The sequence below is a fragment of the Pseudoalteromonas maricaloris genome, assembly GCF_024746855.1.
Classification (GTDB): domain Bacteria; phylum Pseudomonadota; class Gammaproteobacteria; order Enterobacterales; family Alteromonadaceae; genus Pseudoalteromonas; species Pseudoalteromonas maricaloris.
In genome coordinates, this window is sequence record NZ_CP024625.1 from 55,804 (window position 1) to 73,189 (window position 17,386).

Annotated in this window: 18 protein-coding genes; 6 read left to right on the plus strand and 12 right to left on the minus strand. The window is 45.2% G+C overall.

The window, feature by feature from the left end; genetic code table 11:
- Positions 1-142 precede the first annotated feature (142 nt).
- The 3 genes from CTT31_RS00280 to CTT31_RS00290 form a co-directional block, all read right to left on the minus strand.
- Complete coding sequence (locus tag CTT31_RS00280) at positions 143-589, minus strand: c-type cytochrome (protein ID WP_010378096.1); 447 nt, start codon at positions 587-589, stop codon at positions 143-145.
- 101 nt (positions 590-690) lie between these two features.
- Complete coding sequence (locus CTT31_RS00285) at positions 691-1,155, minus strand: DUF2721 domain-containing protein (RefSeq protein WP_017219384.1); 465 nt, start codon at positions 1,153-1,155, stop codon at positions 691-693.
- Between the two features lie 12 nt (positions 1,156-1,167).
- Positions 1,168-1,680 carry a TlpA family protein disulfide reductase gene (locus CTT31_RS00290; RefSeq protein ID WP_211858958.1) on the minus strand — a complete coding sequence of 171 codons (513 nt, stop codon included), beginning with the start codon at positions 1,678-1,680 and terminating at the stop codon, positions 1,168-1,170.
- A 106-nt stretch (positions 1,681-1,786) separates the two neighbouring features.
- On the opposite strand from CTT31_RS00290, the gene CTT31_RS00295 reads away from it, so the two are divergent.
- Positions 1,787-2,215, plus strand: coding sequence for a YqaA family protein (locus tag CTT31_RS00295; RefSeq protein WP_211858959.1), 429 nt, complete (start codon positions 1,787-1,789; stop codon positions 2,213-2,215).
- A 44-nt stretch (positions 2,216-2,259) separates the two neighbouring features.
- On the opposite strand, the gene folX is transcribed toward CTT31_RS00295, so the two are convergent.
- The 6 genes from folX to CTT31_RS00325 form a co-directional block, all read right to left on the minus strand.
- Positions 2,260-2,622, minus strand: coding sequence for a dihydroneopterin triphosphate 2'-epimerase (gene folX / locus CTT31_RS00300; RefSeq protein WP_010378103.1), 363 nt, complete (start codon positions 2,620-2,622; stop codon positions 2,260-2,262).
- A gap of 7 nt (positions 2,623-2,629) precedes the next feature.
- Positions 2,630-3,184: a GTP cyclohydrolase I FolE gene (folE, locus tag CTT31_RS00305; protein ID WP_039490987.1), complete on the minus strand. Its 555-nt coding sequence runs from the start codon at positions 3,182-3,184 to the stop codon at positions 2,630-2,632.
- 6 nt (positions 3,185-3,190) lie between these two features.
- Positions 3,191-3,907 carry a dihydromonapterin reductase gene (folM, locus tag CTT31_RS00310; RefSeq protein WP_211858960.1) on the minus strand — a complete coding sequence of 239 codons (717 nt, stop codon included), beginning with the start codon at positions 3,905-3,907 and terminating at the stop codon, positions 3,191-3,193.
- 72 nt (positions 3,908-3,979) lie between these two features.
- Positions 3,980-4,816: an ammonia-dependent NAD(+) synthetase gene (gene nadE, locus CTT31_RS00315; RefSeq protein WP_039490991.1), complete on the minus strand. Its 837-nt coding sequence runs from the start codon at positions 4,814-4,816 to the stop codon at positions 3,980-3,982.
- A gap of 60 nt (positions 4,817-4,876) precedes the next feature.
- Positions 4,877-5,503, minus strand: a complete 627-nt coding sequence (locus CTT31_RS00320) for a YceH family protein (protein ID WP_211858961.1) — start codon at positions 5,501-5,503, stop codon at positions 4,877-4,879.
- A gap of 95 nt (positions 5,504-5,598) precedes the next feature.
- The gene (locus CTT31_RS00325; RefSeq protein ID WP_211858962.1) at positions 5,599-8,955 is read right to left on the minus strand and encodes an ATP-binding protein; all 3,357 of its coding nucleotides are present in this window, start codon (positions 8,953-8,955) and stop codon (positions 5,599-5,601) included.
- Between the two features lie 195 nt (positions 8,956-9,150).
- On the opposite strand from CTT31_RS00325, the gene CTT31_RS00330 reads away from it, so the two are divergent.
- The gene (locus CTT31_RS00330; RefSeq protein ID WP_260491744.1) at positions 9,151-11,436 is read left to right on the plus strand and encodes a penicillin acylase family protein; all 2,286 of its coding nucleotides are present in this window, start codon (positions 9,151-9,153) and stop codon (positions 11,434-11,436) included.
- Between the two features lie 28 nt (positions 11,437-11,464).
- Here the strand turns inward: CTT31_RS00330 and CTT31_RS00335 are convergent, their stop codons facing one another.
- Positions 11,465-12,535, minus strand: coding sequence for a GGDEF domain-containing protein (locus CTT31_RS00335; protein ID WP_039490999.1), 1,071 nt, complete (start codon positions 12,533-12,535; stop codon positions 11,465-11,467).
- A 357-nt stretch (positions 12,536-12,892) separates the two neighbouring features.
- On the opposite strand from CTT31_RS00335, the gene CTT31_RS00340 reads away from it, so the two are divergent.
- Both CTT31_RS00340 and CTT31_RS00345 read left to right on the plus strand, forming a co-directional pair.
- Positions 12,893-14,419, plus strand: a complete 1,527-nt coding sequence (locus CTT31_RS00340; protein WP_010378119.1) for a carbon-nitrogen hydrolase family protein — start codon at positions 12,893-12,895, stop codon at positions 14,417-14,419.
- 1 nt (position 14,420) lies between these two features.
- Complete coding sequence (locus CTT31_RS00345) at positions 14,421-14,735, plus strand: DMT family transporter (RefSeq protein ID WP_010604216.1); 315 nt, start codon at positions 14,421-14,423, stop codon at positions 14,733-14,735.
- On the opposite strand, the gene CTT31_RS00350 is transcribed toward CTT31_RS00345, so the two are convergent.
- Positions 14,722-15,591 carry a DMT family transporter gene (locus CTT31_RS00350; RefSeq protein ID WP_260491745.1) on the minus strand — a complete coding sequence of 290 codons (870 nt, stop codon included), beginning with the start codon at positions 15,589-15,591 and terminating at the stop codon, positions 14,722-14,724. The genes CTT31_RS00345 and CTT31_RS00350 overlap by 14 nt on opposite strands.
- A 304-nt stretch (positions 15,592-15,895) precedes the next feature.
- Here CTT31_RS00350 and CTT31_RS00355 point away from each other — a divergent pair, with 304 nt between their 5' ends.
- Positions 15,896-16,282, plus strand: a complete 387-nt coding sequence (locus CTT31_RS00355; RefSeq protein ID WP_039491002.1) for an MAPEG family protein — start codon at positions 15,896-15,898, stop codon at positions 16,280-16,282.
- 23 nt (positions 16,283-16,305) lie between these two features.
- On the opposite strand, the gene CTT31_RS00360 is transcribed toward CTT31_RS00355, so the two are convergent.
- Complete coding sequence (locus tag CTT31_RS00360) at positions 16,306-16,998, minus strand: pseudouridine synthase (RefSeq protein WP_211858965.1); 693 nt, start codon at positions 16,996-16,998, stop codon at positions 16,306-16,308.
- Between the two features lie 81 nt (positions 16,999-17,079).
- On the opposite strand from CTT31_RS00360, the gene CTT31_RS00365 reads away from it, so the two are divergent.
- Entirely contained in the window at positions 17,080-17,385 is a 306-nt protein-coding gene (locus CTT31_RS00365) for a DUF6482 family protein (RefSeq protein WP_260491746.1), read from the plus strand.
- The last annotated feature ends 1 nt before the right edge of the window (position 17,386 follow it).

The window sequence follows — 17,386 nt, forward strand, 5'->3', positions numbered from 1 at the left end:
GCTGTGTGATTAAGCAGGACTGTGGGTTACTCAGTGCGATGTCTGAGTTACTGTGTCGTTGGTGATAGCCAAGCAAGTGACGAGATATTCAGATAGTAAGCAGCCGCAAATATGCGGCTGTTTTGTTTTTATACGATTGGTATTAATCTTTAAAAGATTTATGGCAGTCTTTACAGCCTTTTGCCCAATCTTTAAATGCAGAAGCAATCAGCTTTTTGTCGCCAGAGTCAGCTGCAACAGCCAGTGCTTGAGCATACTCGGCAAATTGCTTGGCTTTACCATCGAACTCAGCTCTGTTTGACCAAACGGCTGGTAGGGCATCAGTATTGCCTTTGTCAGAACCGTCGATAAATGCTTCCCAAGGCATTTGCGATAATTGCGCAGCATTGTGAGCACGTTGCTTAAATACTTCAGCATCAAATGGTACTTTGCCTTTTAGCATATCGCCCATATTGCCAATCTGGAAACGGATCAATTGGAAAGACGCTTGGCGGTATTCAATTGCATCTTCAGCCGATTCAAACATAGTGTTAGCTTGTGCTGTTGCTGCAAGACAGCTAAATAGTGTGACGGTAAGTAGTTTCTTCATAGTAAACCCCTAATATTTTTCCCTATTTTCAATGTAAATTACAAATATAATCAAACAATTGCGATAAGTGTCCTGTGACGGAAGCAACTAGTTTTAAATAATCAACTCTCGATGTCTTTGAATATCATGCCCCTGCGCATACTGCGGGTGGCCAGAAAGATTTCTCCAAGCAAAGAGACAAACGCGCCAATAAGCAGCACCATAGCCGCGATAAAACAAGACGATAAAGTAATACCCAATGGCATACTGTACAAGTGCGACATGAACAGCAGCATAACCACTGCACACACAAGCAACGCACTGAGTACACTCATGCTAAATGCAACGTGAATAAAACGAGACCGTTTTAACAGTGCGCGCATTTCACGGCTAAAGTGCATTTTGAGTTCTTCATCTTGCGTGGTATTAATCTTGCGATCGAGTAAACGCGCCCTATCCGTGATCCGTGCTAAGCGGTTTGATAGTACCCCTAAGGTCGCAGCAATACCCGTAATTAAAAATACAGGGGCAACGGCGGTTTGGATAACTTTGGCCATCGTGAGAATGCTAACGACTTCTGGATTCATATAGTTACCTCGTTAATTCCAGTTTAGTTTTGATAAGGTGTTGGGTTGCTCACCGATGAGGGTTTGTATCACTTGGTTGCGTTCATCAAGCAAGATGACTCTAGGAATGCCTTTATTGGCATACGTGTTGTACATATCTCGATTGGGATCGGCAACAAAATGGATGGGCAATTGCATGGTTTCGTTGAATTGCTCAAGTGTAGTGTTAGTTTCTTCTCGACCAATGGCAACGATGGTTAACTCGGCTTGGGTGAGTAATTCAGATTGTTTTAGTTCACTCAATAAGCGTTGCGAATCGGAGCACCATGTCGCGAATAAAATTACCAACTTTTTGTGATTAGCATCGAACCTAACGGCTTGGTTTTTGATATCCGTAAATTGCAAATGTTTAAAGGTGTCGCCAGTGTGGATATAGGTCTGATAGCCATCGTCTGCTTGTGGTAGCGCTTCGTTAGAGGCCTTGCAGCCGCTTAATCCGGTAGCGAGTACGGTGCTAAGTAGTAACATTTTTATTGTTGTTTTCATGCCTATCCCTTGATTCCATGTCGGTGTTTTTGAAGTCTTGCGCTCATTTCAGTATATTGCCCGACTTAGATGATTTCTTAAAGTCCAATTTCTTATAGCCGTTGATATGATTTATCTTTTTTTATTTGGGCTTGCTTTTGTTGCCGCAACCTTATTACCTGCGTCGTCGGAGCTGGCGCTAAGTGGGTTCGTTGTGAAACAGCAAGGCGAACTGGTTTGGTTATGGCTGGCTGCGACAACAGGTAATTTACTAGGTAGCTGTGTCAACTATTATCTTGGCTGGTTTATCGCTAAGTGGCGGAATAAGCGCTGGTTTCCGGTTTCTCAACAGCAATATGATAAGGCTTGTGGACTATTTAATCGTTACGGTAAGTTTTCATTGCTATTTGCTTGGCTACCCATAGTCGGAGATCCTTTGACTGTGGTAGCGGGGTCTCTACGGACCTCTTTTGGGTGGTTTTTTGTGCTAGTCGCGCTCGGTAAAGGCGCCCGTTACGCACTGGTGATTTACCTTGCCTTACAGGTGATTTCTTAATACCAGAAGGCAAGGAAGTGCATATCAGGGTCTTATCGCTTAATTTAGCTTCTGTACCAATCAAGCGTGAGTGACACTGAGTCAGCAAACCGTAAAGCGTGCGGTTTATCTACGGTGACTTTTGCATACGTCACGTCTTGATGTTGATGACATTCAGCAAGTATGTCAGCCACTAATTTCTCAAGTAACAAAAAATGCCCTTCTTCTACCAGTGTGATGACAGCTTTGGTCACCGTTTTGTAGTTAAGCGCGTGAGCCACGTTATCATGATCTAAACATGCCGTATCCGCTGGGTAGTGAATTTCAATATTGATCACGACATCTTGCTTTTTTTCCCGCTCCTCGGGATTAAAACCAATAAAGGTACGTAGCCTTAAATTCGTCACCTTAATAATGGCATTCGACATAGCGTGCTTATCCTTTCACTAACTGTAAAAATTCGTTGCGGGTTTTGGGGTCGCTTCTGAAATTACCAAGCATGACAGACGTTCGCATACTAGAGTTTTGTTTTTCAACCCCACGCATCATCATACACATGTGTTTGGCTTCGACGATCACGCCAACGCCTTTTGCGCCGGTGACTTCCTCAACGGCCTTGGCGATTTGATGAGTTAGCTGCTCTTGGATTTGAAAACGTCGGGCAAACATATCAACAATGCGGGCAAATTTAGACAAGCCAAGCACTTTACCGTCAGGTATATAAGCGATGTGACAACGGCCAACGAAAGGTAGAAGGTGATGCTCACACATAGAGTACAACTCTATATCTTGGACCAGCACCATATCATCGGCATCCGAGCTGAATACCGCGTTATTGGTGATTTCATCCAGTGTTTGACGGTAGCCCTGAGTAAGATACTCCATCGCTTTCGCTGCGCGCTTTGGCGTATCTAATAATCCTTCGCGGTCTGCATCTTCACCCACGGCGTCAATAATTGTTTTATAACTCTGTTGTAATTTGTCTTGCATAATGCGTTACCTCAAATGGCGGCCACCGTCGATTTGTACCGTGCGTCCTGTCATATAGTTGCTAGAGAGTATCATGTCGACACTATTGATAACTTCTTTGCTACCAGGCTCAATTCCCATAATAGACTTTTTCAAGGTTTTTGCCTTGTACTCGTCACTATCGTCTTGATTAAAGATGATAAGAGATGGTGCAATGCTATTCACTTTGATGTTAGGTGCAAACTTAGCGGCAAATGACCGAGTTAAGTTATCTAATGCAGCTTTACTAGCGGCATAGGCAATGTGTTTTGGACTGCCTTTTTCTACTACATAGTCTGTAATATGGATCACATCGCTGACGTTATTGTTGGCTGTCAATAAGTCGCTCAAGGCATGATTGATCAAATAGGGGACTTTAGCGTGGATCCGCATCATATTGTCGAATAATGCTGAAAAATCAGGGTTGTTGGCTTCACAATCCCAGCTCGATGCATTGTGGATGATGGCACTGAGTGCGTCGGTATGGGCACGAATTTGGTTGTTGAGTTGCGTGATTGCTTCTGGCTCGTCAAAATCAGCCTTGATACAAATGGCACCTAGCGATGCTAGTTCATCAATAACTTGATGTTTGGTGCGATACGTCAATATGACGGCTTGCTGTTTAGCGAGAAAGTGTTTCACCAAAGCAAGTCCAATGCGCTGTGCGCCACCAGTAATTAAAATAGGTGCAGCTGCGGGGCTCATACGTTAATCACCTTGTGAATTGAGAAATTAAGGTTGGCAGGATGAATAACTGGTTATCTCCTGCCAACAATACTATTGTTCGTCGTATACCGTAGGAATTGGTTGACGCTTGTGTTGGGTGCGCTGATAAATGGCAATAAGTTTGTCGTTTACTTCACTGCTAACAGGCTTGCCTTCAAGGAAGTCATCAATATTGTCATAGCTTAGTCCCAGCGCTTCTTCATCGGAAAGGCCAGGACGGTCGCATTCGAGATCGGCTGTCGGTACTTTATGTACTAGTCCAGCGGGTGCCCCGAGAAAAGCCGCTAGTGCGCGAACTTGGCGTTTTGACAGGCCAAACAAGGGCGCTAAGTCGCAGGCGCCGTCACCAAACTTGGTGTAAAAGCCCGTGATGTTTTCAGCGCTGTGATCGGTGCCGACGACTAAACCGCGAGTCAGGCCTGCTATTTCGTACTGCGCGACCATGCGCTGGCGTGCTTTTACGTTTCCTTTAATAAAATCCACGCTGGCTTGTGAAGGCAGTGGCACGCTTCCACCCGCCATGGCTGCAAGTGCTTGCTCGTGCATGGCATCGGCCGCAGGCTTGATGTTGACTGTTAAGCGCTGACTCGGTTGGATAAACTCAAGTGCAAGTTGCGCTTCATCTTCATCAGCTTGAACGCCATACGGCAAGCGCATGGCAATAAATTTATAAGCCCCAGTACCATGTTCAGCATTGAGTTCATCGATAGCTAGCTGACATAGACGTCCACAAGTTGACGAATCAACTCCTCCGCTTATGCCAAGCACAAGGGTGAAGCAGCCAGAGGCTTGTAATCGTGCTTTTAAAAATGAGACACGTCGTTTGACTTCAAATTCCGGGTCAATAATTGGCTGAACTTTCATTTCGGCCATGATTGCTTCACGCATACTGGTTCCTCAATACTATCGGGGCGATAAACTTCTATTATGTTGGTGCTGACGCGCTTTTTAAAGCCCTAAATGTGCTTTGATGGTAGCGAGCTCTTGCTTTAATTGCTCAATCTCGGCAATTAAGCTTTCGATTTCGCTGTCATTTTGGGTGCAGGTTATGGGTTCTGCAGGCGCTGTTGGTTCAACGACTTGGTCACCAAACAAGTGTTGATAACGACTTTCTCGTTTTCCAGGTTCTCTGGCAAGCTTAACTACATAATCCTGTTCTTGCATCGCACTTAATGTCGCTTCAACGTCCTGTACGGAGCTGAACTCTGCGAGGCGGTTGCTGCGGGTACGCAGTTCACCTGGAGTTTGTGGTCCACGCAGTAACAACAAACAGATAATCGCTTTTTGTTTCGCGTTGACTTTAAGGTGGCCAAAATCACTGTTACAAAAGCGCTGGCTGTACTTGTCGACGCGACCAGAGAGTGCTTCGTCGCAGGTAATTAAGCGTTTTTCTTGTAGGCGAGTCAGTGTGTCTAGCACATCATTTTGAGAGAGTTCCATCACCGGCTCGCGATTCGACTTTTGATTACACGCATTGGTGAGGCCGTTGAGTGACATGGGGTATTGTTCTGGGGTGGTGACTTGCTTTTCGATTAAGCTACCCAGTACGCGTTGCTCTTGAGTATCTAATTGCATCACTTTCCTTATTTTTGTTGTTGCTGATGAGATGTATAACATCATCTTGATAGTAGCAATATAATACCAATATTTACTGTAGCAAAGTGTGCGAGCTAACTTTGTTGGGCCGTAGACGAAGGTGCTTGCATTGTTTGCTGCGGTTTTATTTGCAGCAGCTTGGCTTTTAGCTCATCAAAGTCAATGGGTTTGGTGAGGTAATCATCCATTCCAGCATTAAGGCATTTTTCTCTATCACCTTGCATCGCGTTGGCGGTGAGTGCAACGATCACGCTATGCTGATGGATTTTTCCGGCAACACCTTGGCGGATCTGCTGTGCTGCCTGATAACCGTCCATCACTGGCATTTGACAATCCATTAGAATTACATCGTAAGGTTTGTTAGTTGATTGTAAGTGTGCAAGTGCTAACTCTCCATTTTCTTGGCAGACGACTTTTGCACCTAAACGCTCTAACATCGTCATCGCAACGGTTTGGTTTATCCGATTATCTTCCACCAATAAGATTGAGCGTGCTAACAGGGGTTCAGCATTGACCTGTGAGTCGGTTTTGACGGATGTCGGCTTGTCTGGATCTTGATAATCAGAGTTGAACACCTGAAGTGCTGCATATGGCGTAATGGGATAGTATACCCGCTCACAGGAGGAAAATAGTGAGAGCGTTTCGCTACTTTGCTCTTCAACGGCAACCATATGTACGATCTGCTGCTGTGTTAGCTGCGCTTTGAGTGCTTGTTGTTTTTTCCGCGGTGTGGCATTGAGTAACTTGGCATCCAAAATAACAGCAAGATGTGAGGATGGTTGTTGCAGTTGTGTCATGAGCATATCTAGTTGCTGCACGTGTAAGCACGTGATATGCCAGGGCTTCAGTAGTTTACCGTAGTCTTCATTGATTTCGCTTAATATATATAACGTTGAGTTATCTGATTTCTCATGTACGGTAATGGGTTTAGCTGCTGTCAAAAGCACATTGCAGGAAAACGTGCTGCCAACGTGTTCTTTACTAAATGCTTGTAGATCGCCACCGAGCAATTGAGACAATTGCTTTGCAATGGTGAGGCCAAGCCCAGTACCACCATATTGTCGAGTGGTTGATAAATCTGCTTGGGTAAATGAATCAAAAACTTTATTGAGCTTTTCCTTTGAAATACCGATACCAGTATCTTCGACACTGCACCATAACCGAGTTTGATCGCCCGTTTGTTCGGTATGGCAGCTTAATGTCACTGAACCATCATGGGTGAACTTAATCGCATTGCTTAACAAATTATTAAGGATTTGTTTGAGGCGATTAGGATCTGTTTGTGCGGTATGGACTTTCATACCTGATAAATCGATATGTAGCCGATTATTGTTGGCATCAGCGGCGCGCACAAAACCAGACAGCATATTACTTAACATCTCGATCAGGTCGAACTCAACAAATTCGATCGTTAGCTTACCAGCCTCTATTTTGGAAAAGTCGAGAATGTCATTAATGATGGTAAGCAAGGACTTCGCTGAACTATGTGCCAAAGAGAGCTGGTGGTGTTGAGTCGAAGTGAGTTGTGAGTGCATGACGAGCTCAACCATACCCATTACGCCATTGAGTGGAGTGCGTATTTCATGACTCATACTGGCTAAAAACTCTGCTTTCATTTTAGCGGATTGTTCTGCTAAGTCTTTATCAATGATGGCTTGATTTTTTGCCTTTTGGTGGGCCTTATTGATAAAGAGGCTCCCTAGCATGGCGGCGATAGATTTCATTAAACGGAGATCGCTTTGACCCCAACCTGGACTTACAACATCGTACTCTGCACAAAGAACGCCTAAGGTTTGGTTTTTATGACTGATGGGGCAGCAAAGCATCGCCTTAATTTCAAAAGGTTCAAGGTACGTTGTAGTGAGGGCCATGGTTGCAGGGTGGTTTTCAGCTTGTTCCGCCGCAATTATTTGACCACTCTCAATTTCACTAAAGAATGCAGGCGCTATTGCTTTTCGCCAAGGAGGAAAGTGCTCTAAGTTATCCATCGCTGCATTTGAAAAACATACTGGGATCAATTGGTTTTTATCCTCATTAAATTGCCAAATGCTCACTTTATTAACCTCCACTCCTTTTCTACAGGTATCTGCACAGAGTGTGAGTGCTTTGTTGAGGTGGTTATTTAAGATGGCTTCGTGAGAGCTCAAATGGGCAAGGAGCTCATTATTCTTGGCGAATTTATCGTGTTCCATTTCCATGATTTTGCGTTTATGGATGTTTTGAATGGAACCAAAAATGTGGCTAGTGCGTTTGCCATTGCGAATAGAGCGTGCTTTCACTAGCACCCATAAGTCGTCCAGATTTTGGGTTTGGATAATAAACTCTTCTTCGAACTCATGGCCTGTTTTTATAAGTTCATCCACACAGTCTTGCAAACGCTTTCTGTGCAAACCTGCTTTGAAAAACTCTGTCGTATTCATCCAAGTGGGCTGAAATTGTCTCGGCACGCAGAAAATACTACGAGTGACGTCCGACCAAATAATATCGCGTGTTTTGACGTTAATTTCCCATGCACCAACTTCTGCGAGTATACCCATATTGGTCAGTGACAAAGCATTTCGTTGCAGTTGCGATAGCAGTCGAGTGATGAAGATAAATGCGGCAATAAAGATGATAATCAATGCGATGATAGCTAAGCGAAAAGGCCACACAGCAGTTGCTGCGGGCTGCCAACCAATACGAGGCACGGCGTAGAGTTCCCATTCACCGGAGGGCACGTTGACACTAAACGCGATGGGAGCAAGCGAATGAATATTACTATTGCCATAAAAGTAATCTCCATCTCGGCCTTTGCCATCGACGCCTTGAATCGCGATCAGATATTGACTTTCTAACGCGGTAAAGTTTGCTTGTTGATACAAACTATCCATATCGAGCACGACCGAGAGTAATCCCCAGAAGTGAGTTTTGTCAGTGTAAACGGGAACTCTTGCGATTAAACCTGTGCCTCCTTGCAGCAACTCCAGTGGGCCTGCCATCACGATTTCGCGACTCTCTTTGGCGAGTAATGCGCCGTATTTTTGCGTCGGATGGGTTTGGTAGTCTAAGCCTATGGCTTTTTCATTGCCCTTCAATGGGTAAATATAGTCGAGCCGCATATTTGGAGCTGCTCCGATATTTCGAAGGATTTGGCTACTATCGAATAAGGGTTTTGCGAGCTGTTCGAAGCGAGCTTGAGAGAGTTCGGATTGACCAGAAAGGGCAATGCCTAGTCCTCTGACAAGTTGTACATTTTTTGCCAGAATACCTTCTATTTTAGTGCGGTAGACATTCACTTCCTCGGTCGAGCGGCTCTTTTCTATCGCGATTAAGCGGCGATAGTTTACTTGATCAACATACCATGCCACCGCGATGATCACGACTAGCAAAAGCCAGAAGCTATATTTCACAAAGCGAAATTTAAGTGGCGATGTCGATAGTTCAGAGATCATGGTGCTTCTGTGTTGAAGACGATGATTTAACTATAGTTCAGTCCTCGCAAAGCGAAATCTAATTAACCAAAATAAAATGCTTTAACTTGATTGTCTTATAACTGTGACAAAGTCGAGAATATTGGTTTATTAGCCAATGACATGCTATATCTTCTAGGCATAAATTAGCGCTAGATACATTGTTAAGGGATGGTCATGCTTACTTGGATTAAACGAATTGTTGTCGCTCTGCTGTTACTGGTATTGCTTGGTACTGCAAGTATATATGGCTTGCTTGCGCTGAGCTTGCCCGCACTGGATGGTAAAGGAAGTACATCGGAGATTGATAATACAGTAACGGTAGCGCGCGATGCTATGGGGCAAGCTGTGGTGTCGGCTGACACCCGAGCAGATGCGTCGTATGGATTGGGTTTTGCACATGGTCAGGACCGCTTTTTCCAAATGGACCTGTTGCGTCGCAATGCCGCAGGTGAATTGAGTGAGTTATTTGGCTCGGCGGCCATTGGCCTTGATGAAAGCATGCGATTCCATCAATTCAGAAAACGGGCAAAGCTTATCGTGATGTCCTTACCTGAGGCGCATAGGCAAATCCTTGAGCGTTATACACAAGGGGTGAACGATGGGCGAGTACAATCTGGCTTCACCAGTTTTGAATACCTGCTTCTAGGTGCAACTCCTGCACCATGGCAGCCAGAAGACAGCTTACTCACTATTTTTAGCATGTATCTAGACTTGCAAGCAGGTACTTATGAGCGCGATGAAACCCTAATTGCGCTTAAGCAGCAATATGGTCAAGATATGCTCGATTTTATCTTGCAGCCTAGTCAATATCAGGCTGCTTTGGATAGCAGTGTACTTACGGCATCGCCAGTTACTATTCCTGTATTACAGCAACAAATCGTGCAAGCTCAGCCATCACATATTGCTGATGTGCCGCTTTACGGCAGTAATAATTGGGCCGTAACAGGTGCGCTTACAAAGACAGGTTCGGCAATGTTATCCGACGATATGCACCTTGGCTTAAATGTGCCGTCGATTTGGTATCGTGCCCAGCTTAATTATCAGGATCAGGGCCATGCAATTCAGGTAACTGGGGTGTCGTTACCAGGCGCTCCAGCCATTGTGGTTGGAAGCAATAATCGCATAGCGTGGGGATTCACCAATGGTTATTTAGATACAGCCGATTGGATTGAGCTTGACGCAGACGCCAAGACGCAGTTCATTGCTGAAGAAATTAAATTGCCTGATGGCAAAAGCCATTCCTATAAATTGGAAATGAGTACATTTGGTCCCGTTAAACAACTTGGACATAAGAAGCTAGCGCTGAGTTGGGTTGCTCATCAACCCTATGCCGTAAACTTAGAGCTTGTGCAACTTGAGCGATTAACCGAAGTTCAGCAAGCAACAGAGCATGCCAAAACGGTAGGGATCCCTGTACAAAACTTGATGGTGGTAGACAGTAAAGGGGCAGCTGCTTGGACGCCGATGGGGGCTATTCCTGCACGTAAAATAGCTCATGACACGGCGTTGAATACAGAGCAATATGAGCAAGCGTGGCAGAACAACGAACAAGTTCGCCCGGTTGTGCAAAACCCTGAAAATGGTAAATTGTGGACGGCTAACTCTCGCGTGGTTTCAGTTGCAGATAATCAAAGGTTTGGTGATGGCGGCTATGCGTTAGGTGCACGTGCCGTGCAGATCCGCGATGGACTGTTAGGTCAGCAACAATTTACGGAAGCGGATTTCTATCAGCTGCAATTGGACAATCGCGCCAAGTTTTTAGCCCCGTGGCACGAGCACTTAGTATCTCTATTGCAAAACCAACATTCCGCATCTTTTGAAAATGATATGTCGCTCCTTAATGACTGGCAGGCTTGTGCTTGTGCCGATTCAGTCGGTTACACCTTAGTGAAAGCCTACCGCAACGCACTGATCGACACTCTTTTCGCCCCCTTGGAGCAGCACTTAAACACGCAAAAATTGTCGCTGAAGCCGGTTAAGCGTTATCTTGAGTCCGGACTCTGGCAGCTCTTAACCGAGCAGCCAAATAGTTGGTTGGGCGAGCATGGTTCTTGGGTTGAGTTAGAGTTGGCTGCTTACAAGCTTGCCAAGCAGCAACTTAGCGAAAGATATGGCAGTAATATGGCCGCTTGGCGCTGGGGGGATGTTAATGCACTCAAGGTGCAGCATCCTTTTTCAAAACAAATGCCAATGCTGAGTGGTTTGTTAGATATGCCAACCGCACAAGCTTTTGGTGATACCTTTATGCCTGCGGTGCAGGGTAAATCATTCGGCGCATCGCAACGCTTTATCGCACAACCAGGTCATTTACAAAATGCAATTTTAACGGTTGCTGGTGGCCAAAGTGGACATCCGTTATCACCGTTTTATCGATCTGGATTTGCAGATTATGCCGAAGGGGAGAATACCCCTTTGCTACCTGGTGAATTAACTCACCAGATAGTCATTTCACCTAAGTAATGCTTTGCACTGAACGTATCGGAGGGGATTAACTTACACCCTCCGATACACGCAAAATCGGTGCTGCGGTAACACGGTTACGACCTGAATGTTTGCTGTCGTAAAGTGCGGCATCCGCGTGTTGAATGACGACCTCAAAAGTTTGGCTAGGATCCCAATTTGCAACGCCAAAACTCATGGTGACTTTAAGAATGTCGTTTTCAAAACTGGTGGTCTCGACGGCTCGTCGTAGTTTTTCCATGCGCTGCATTGCTTCTCCACTAGAGCAAGGCGCGAGCACGATTAAAAACTCTTCACCACCCCAACGAACTGCAATGTCTGCAGGGTGAATATGTGCTTTGATTGTTTCGGCCACACTTTTTAAAATTTGATCTCCTTTGTCATGGCCAAAGGTGTCATTGATTTTTTTAAAGTGGTCGATATCCGCCATCACCAAACATAAAGGAGAGTGAGTGGAGATACAGTTTTCTTTAGCATGGGTGATTAACTCGCGCGCATAGCGACGGTTGAACATTTGTGTGAGCGGATCGTGTGCAGCGAGTTCTTCTAATTTGTCTCTTTGTTGCACTGTCATTTTACGTATGTGGCTGATTGTGTAGATCATTGGAATACCACATATGAGCACATTGGCAAAATGGACATAGGGAATTAACTGTTGATAGCGATATTGATAGGCAACATCACCAAACAATAATTCTAAGACTGCGAAAAGCGTGATCAACACAACGGAATAAATCACGGCATTACGTAACCTGAGTTGGTAATCTAACAACATGAGGCAAGACACTGTCCAGAGATAGTACTGAAACCCGAGTGACATGCCGAGATAGGCACACACCAGCGTCGCATGTATGGCGACTTCAAGGCAGAAAACCCGCAGTGCAATCGAGGGTTTACTCGCATCAATGAGTTTAATGCCAGCGTACCACATCAGCACACTACCCACGTTTACCAAAGCAAGTATGTTCACCTCTAAATGCCAAAAGACACCAATGAGGCCTGCGTGTAGCCACATGCAATACGCGGCCACACGTCGTAATAATGCAAATTTTAATGCTTCTACTTGGTCTGGTTTGCTATAAGGGTGGTATTTAGTCAAACGTAAGCTCTTGTGGTATTCACAATAAAATAAGTATAGAAGCTCTATTGTGATTTGCCGTCTATTTGACCTAAGCTCAGGTTATTCGCTCAGCATCCAGCAAGGTTGGCTGTAGTAGAGTGAGAGATAGGTAGATAACCTGAGCTGTGGATAATTAATGCCTTTCTAGCAGCCAGTTTTAGTGCTAACTGCGTTGAATTCACTTCCAATAGCCAGCTATTGGCGCGTAAATTCGCCTTGTTTTCCCTAAAACTCTCTGGCTAGACAAGGAAAAAACTAAGTTGTGCTTTAGCAACAATGAGTTGGAACATTCTTTATCCAAACCTCAGGTTAGATAATAAAAGCTTTGGAGTTGATATGTCTGTAGAAAAAGCGCGGATCACGCTATGTAACCTAGAAAAGTCTGACTACGATCAGGTTAAATCATTAATGGATGAAGCCTATCCTGATCTCGGTGGTGCGTGGCCTAGTCATACGATATTTAGGTTGATTGACCAGTTTCCTGAGGGGCAGATCGGTGTCAAAGACGGTGAGCGTCTCGTCGGTATCGCGCTGAGTGTTCAAGTTGACTATCAAACCTTTTCTAACCCGCATACCTATGAAGACATTGTTGACGCGCATAGCCGAATTTTTAGTGATAGTAATGCTGATGCGCTGTATGGGCTGGACGTAGTGATAGCCAAAAGCCATCGTGGTCTACGTCTTGGTCGACGGCTGTATGATGCTCGTAAAGAGCTTTGTCGTCAGTACAACTTACGCGCGATTTTAGCGGGTGGTCGTATTCCGCTTTATAAGCAATTCCGTGGCAGTATGTCGCCAATGGAGTATATAAACAAAGTCGACCATAAAGAATTACACGACCCCATTCTAAGCTTCCAACTTGCCAACGACTTCCAAGTAAAGCGATTGCTTAAGCAATATCTGCCGGAAGATCAGGACTCCGAAGGCTATGCGACCCTACTTGAGTGGAATAACATTCTCTTCGAGCCAACCGATACCGTGATCGAAAGCAAGAAAACCATCGTCAGAGTGGGGGCCGTGCAGTGGCAGATGCGCCGGGTGGAATCGGTAGAGGAGCTAATGAAGCAGGTAGAGTATTTTGTGGACACGGTCTCGGATTACCAAAGTGACTTTATCCTTTTCCCTGAGTTTTTTAACGCGCCACTAATGGGGCTCGGAAGCTATAGAAATCAGACCGAAGCAATTCGTGCATTGGCGACGTATACCGAGCAGTTTAGAGCCGCTATGTCGCAAATGGCGATTGAGTACAATGCCAATATTATCACGGGCTCTATGCCGCTACTTGAGGGCGACAAGCTCTATAACGTCAGTTACTTGTGTCATCGCTCTGGCAAAGTGGATGAACAACGTAAAATTCATATCACCCCTCACGAAGACTATGATTGGGTTATCAAAGGCGGTGATAAAATTGAAGTGTTCGATACGGACGCGGGCCGAGTAGGGATCCAAGTATGCTACGACGTGGAGTTTCCAGAGCTATCGCGGATCATGGCTGAAAAAGGGCTGGATATTTTGTTTGTACCATTTTGGACTGACACGAAAAATAGCTATTTAAGGGTGAGGCACTGCGCGCAGGCCCGTGCGGTTGAAAACGAATGCTACGTGGTTATCGCAGGAAGCGTTGGTAACCTACCACAGGTAGAAAGCCTAGATGTGCAGTACGCGCAGTCAGCGGTGTTGACGCCATCGGACTTTGCTTTTCCTCATGATGCCGCGCTCAATGAAGCAACACCAAATACGGAAATGCTGTTATTTAGTGACTTAGATTTAGATAAACTCAAAATATTGCATAGTGAAGGAACGGTGCGTAATTTACGAGACCGAAGAAAAGACCTGTATTCTGTGGAGTTGAAACAAAAATAGTATGGCGTGGGTTTATTTAATTATGGCTGGCCTGTTTGAAATAGGTTGGCCCGTTGGTCTGAAAATGGCGCAACAAGCCGATACTCGTTGGCTAGGCATAGTGATAGCAGTTGGTTTTATGGCCTTGAGCGGCTGGATGTTATGGCTGGCGCAAAAGCAAATTCCATTGGGTACCTCGTATGCGGTGTGGACGGGTATTGGCGCGGCAGGCACATTCTTAGTGGGTATCTTTTTCTACGGTGACCCAAGTAGTTTTATGCGCTACTTGGGCGTGTTACTTATCATCAGTGGGGTTGTGGTACTTAAGTTAGCATAACCAAAATAGCCGCGACGGCGATGAGTAAGAGTCCCATTGAGTCGCGCTTCTTTACTGGTGCTTTGAGCCACAAGAATGAGATAAGCAAAGTGAAAAACACTTCGATTTGGCCGAGTGTTTTCACGTAGGCGACATGCTCAAGGCTCATTGCGCTAAACCAACCTATAGAACCGATGCAACTGCTAATACTAATTGCCAGCGTCAGTTTGCGGCGTTGCCACAGCACGCGCCAAGAGTGTGGTTCGCGCATTGTCAAATACATACTCAACATCACAGTTTGGCAAACCAGCACTAATAATAACACCCAGGCTGCACTGTGGGGGAAAGGTAAGCCCGATGCGATACTGGCTTCACGCACCCAAAGAGAAGTAAGCGCGAAGCTTGTTCCACAGGCAAGTCCCACTAGTGCAGTTTTACCATTGAAAGCACGCAGACTAAAACCGCTCAATAACAACACCGCGATAGCACCGATAAAGACACCAAACCAACCGAGTAAAGTTAAGCTTGAGCCAAAAAAGAGTACGCCCAAAATTGCCGCCACGAGTGCCTCACTCTTCGCAAGTCCAGCGCCTATGGCGTAATTATTTTGCTTAAATAGCACCACCATTAACCCCGTCGCGATGATTTGCATGACACTGGCACCCAGCACAAAGGCTAAAAAGTCATCGTTAATGATGAGCGATTCTGCAGGAGCGATCTGATAAAGGCTCCAAAGATATAGCCCCGCAAGTGGGCTGGCTAAAATAAATCTTGCTAAGGTGACGCTGGCTGTGGAGGCGCTTTCACTCAATTTGCTTTGAAAAGCATTTCGCCAAGCCTGAGAAAAAGCAGCTAGTAAGGTGAACAAAATCCACATGAGAGGTGACTCTACAATGCTCGAATGTGTATCAGCATACCGGATAGGAGCGAGTCTGAATAAATGAATTATCGTGATAGTGAAAATAATTCAATGTGTATTCAAGGTGCTACGGAAGCATTCTTGTGGTTGGCGTACTGCGACAATTTGCCACATGTTCAATTTTCAGTATCACGATATGATTAACGTCGATGCTACAAGATTGGGCCATAGGTTAGGGTATTACGTATTCACTTATGGCTTTTCTTTTTAACGCTATTCTGCTCTACTGAGTTGAATAATCAAAAGGTTGAAGGAGTATCTTGTGGGTATACTAATCATCTGTGCAATTCTTGCCATCTTACTACCTTATTTTGCCAAAATCCCTGTGGCAGTGGCGATGAATAAAGAAGGGGGCTACGACAACAAGCACCCGCGTGAACAGCAAAAGAAACTAACTGGGCTGGGGGCAAGAGCGCTGGCCGCACATCAAAACTGTTTTGAGTCATTAGCCGTGTTTGCTGTCGCCTTGGCCGTTGCGTTTGGCACCCAAACCTACACTCCTCTAGTCGAATGGCTAGCGATAGGCCATATTGTCGCTCGAGCATTATATTGTGTGCTGTATTGGGCGAATATTGACGTGCTGCGCTCCATTGTCTGGGCGCTAGGACTCGGCTGTGCTATCGCCATTATTGTGGTGTGTGGTTTATAGTCGTCCTTTGCGTGACTCTACACTTAGGTCAACTGAATTAACTCTGCTGAAATCTCTTTCACTTCAGCGGAGTTAACCTCTAGCTGTGTCAATGCTAAGTTTGCGATACGCACTCGGTATAAGTCGATAACCCGATAACCACAGTAATGTGCCATTCTTCTGATCTGGCGATTGAGTCCTTGGCGTAACACTATTCTAAAGCGGTCATGTGCGATTTGCTCAACGGTACAGGGGAGGGTTATTTGGCCCTTCACTGGCACGCCGGCTGCCATTTTAAGGCAAAAATCTGGGTCTAGAGGCTTGTCAACTTGCACCTCATATTCTTTCTCTTGATGATGGTCAGGGTGGATTAACTGCTGACACAGTGCCCCATCATTGGTGAGTAGTAGTAGCCCCCTGCTGTCTTTGTCTAACCGACCTATTGGATACACACGACACGATTTTGGTAGTACATGGTAGATACTCGCAGGGTCATCTGGATTCACTTTGCAGTCTATACCCACGGGTTTATGGTAAACAAAGAGTCTTCTCGCTTGTGGCGGCGCGACCGGTTCACCATCGACCATAATGCAATCGGTCAAATTGATGTGATCTATATGGTTTGCCAAGCGGCCATTTACGGTCACTCTTGCGCTATCAATTAAGCGAGACGCTTGTCGCCTAGAGCAAACACCGCAGTGGCTGAGATATTTGGCCAAACGCATCGGATAGGACATAGACATTCACATGATCAAAAAGAGATAACAGCGCGTATTGTAGGGCAACAGACTGTTTGGATCTATGCATGGGGAATATCAATGGCCATTGTGTTTTCAAAGTTAAAACAACATCAACCGCTGCAAAAGGTAATAGTGCATTCCATCGATTTAGCGCTTTATCAAGTCAGTGTGCTTATTAATAATGTGGAATATTATGTCACGGAAGAAAATGGCGAGTTTTTAAAAGCACATAACCCGCTGCAAATTCAAAAACGCCTGCTTGATATTAGCTACATGGAAATGGTGATTAGGCATCAAAGCGCTTATGACGAGATGGTAGGGCACCCAGTATCAGCCAATGACAATACATTAGAAGTGCCCTTTGGTCGTAATAACCTGTTTTAAA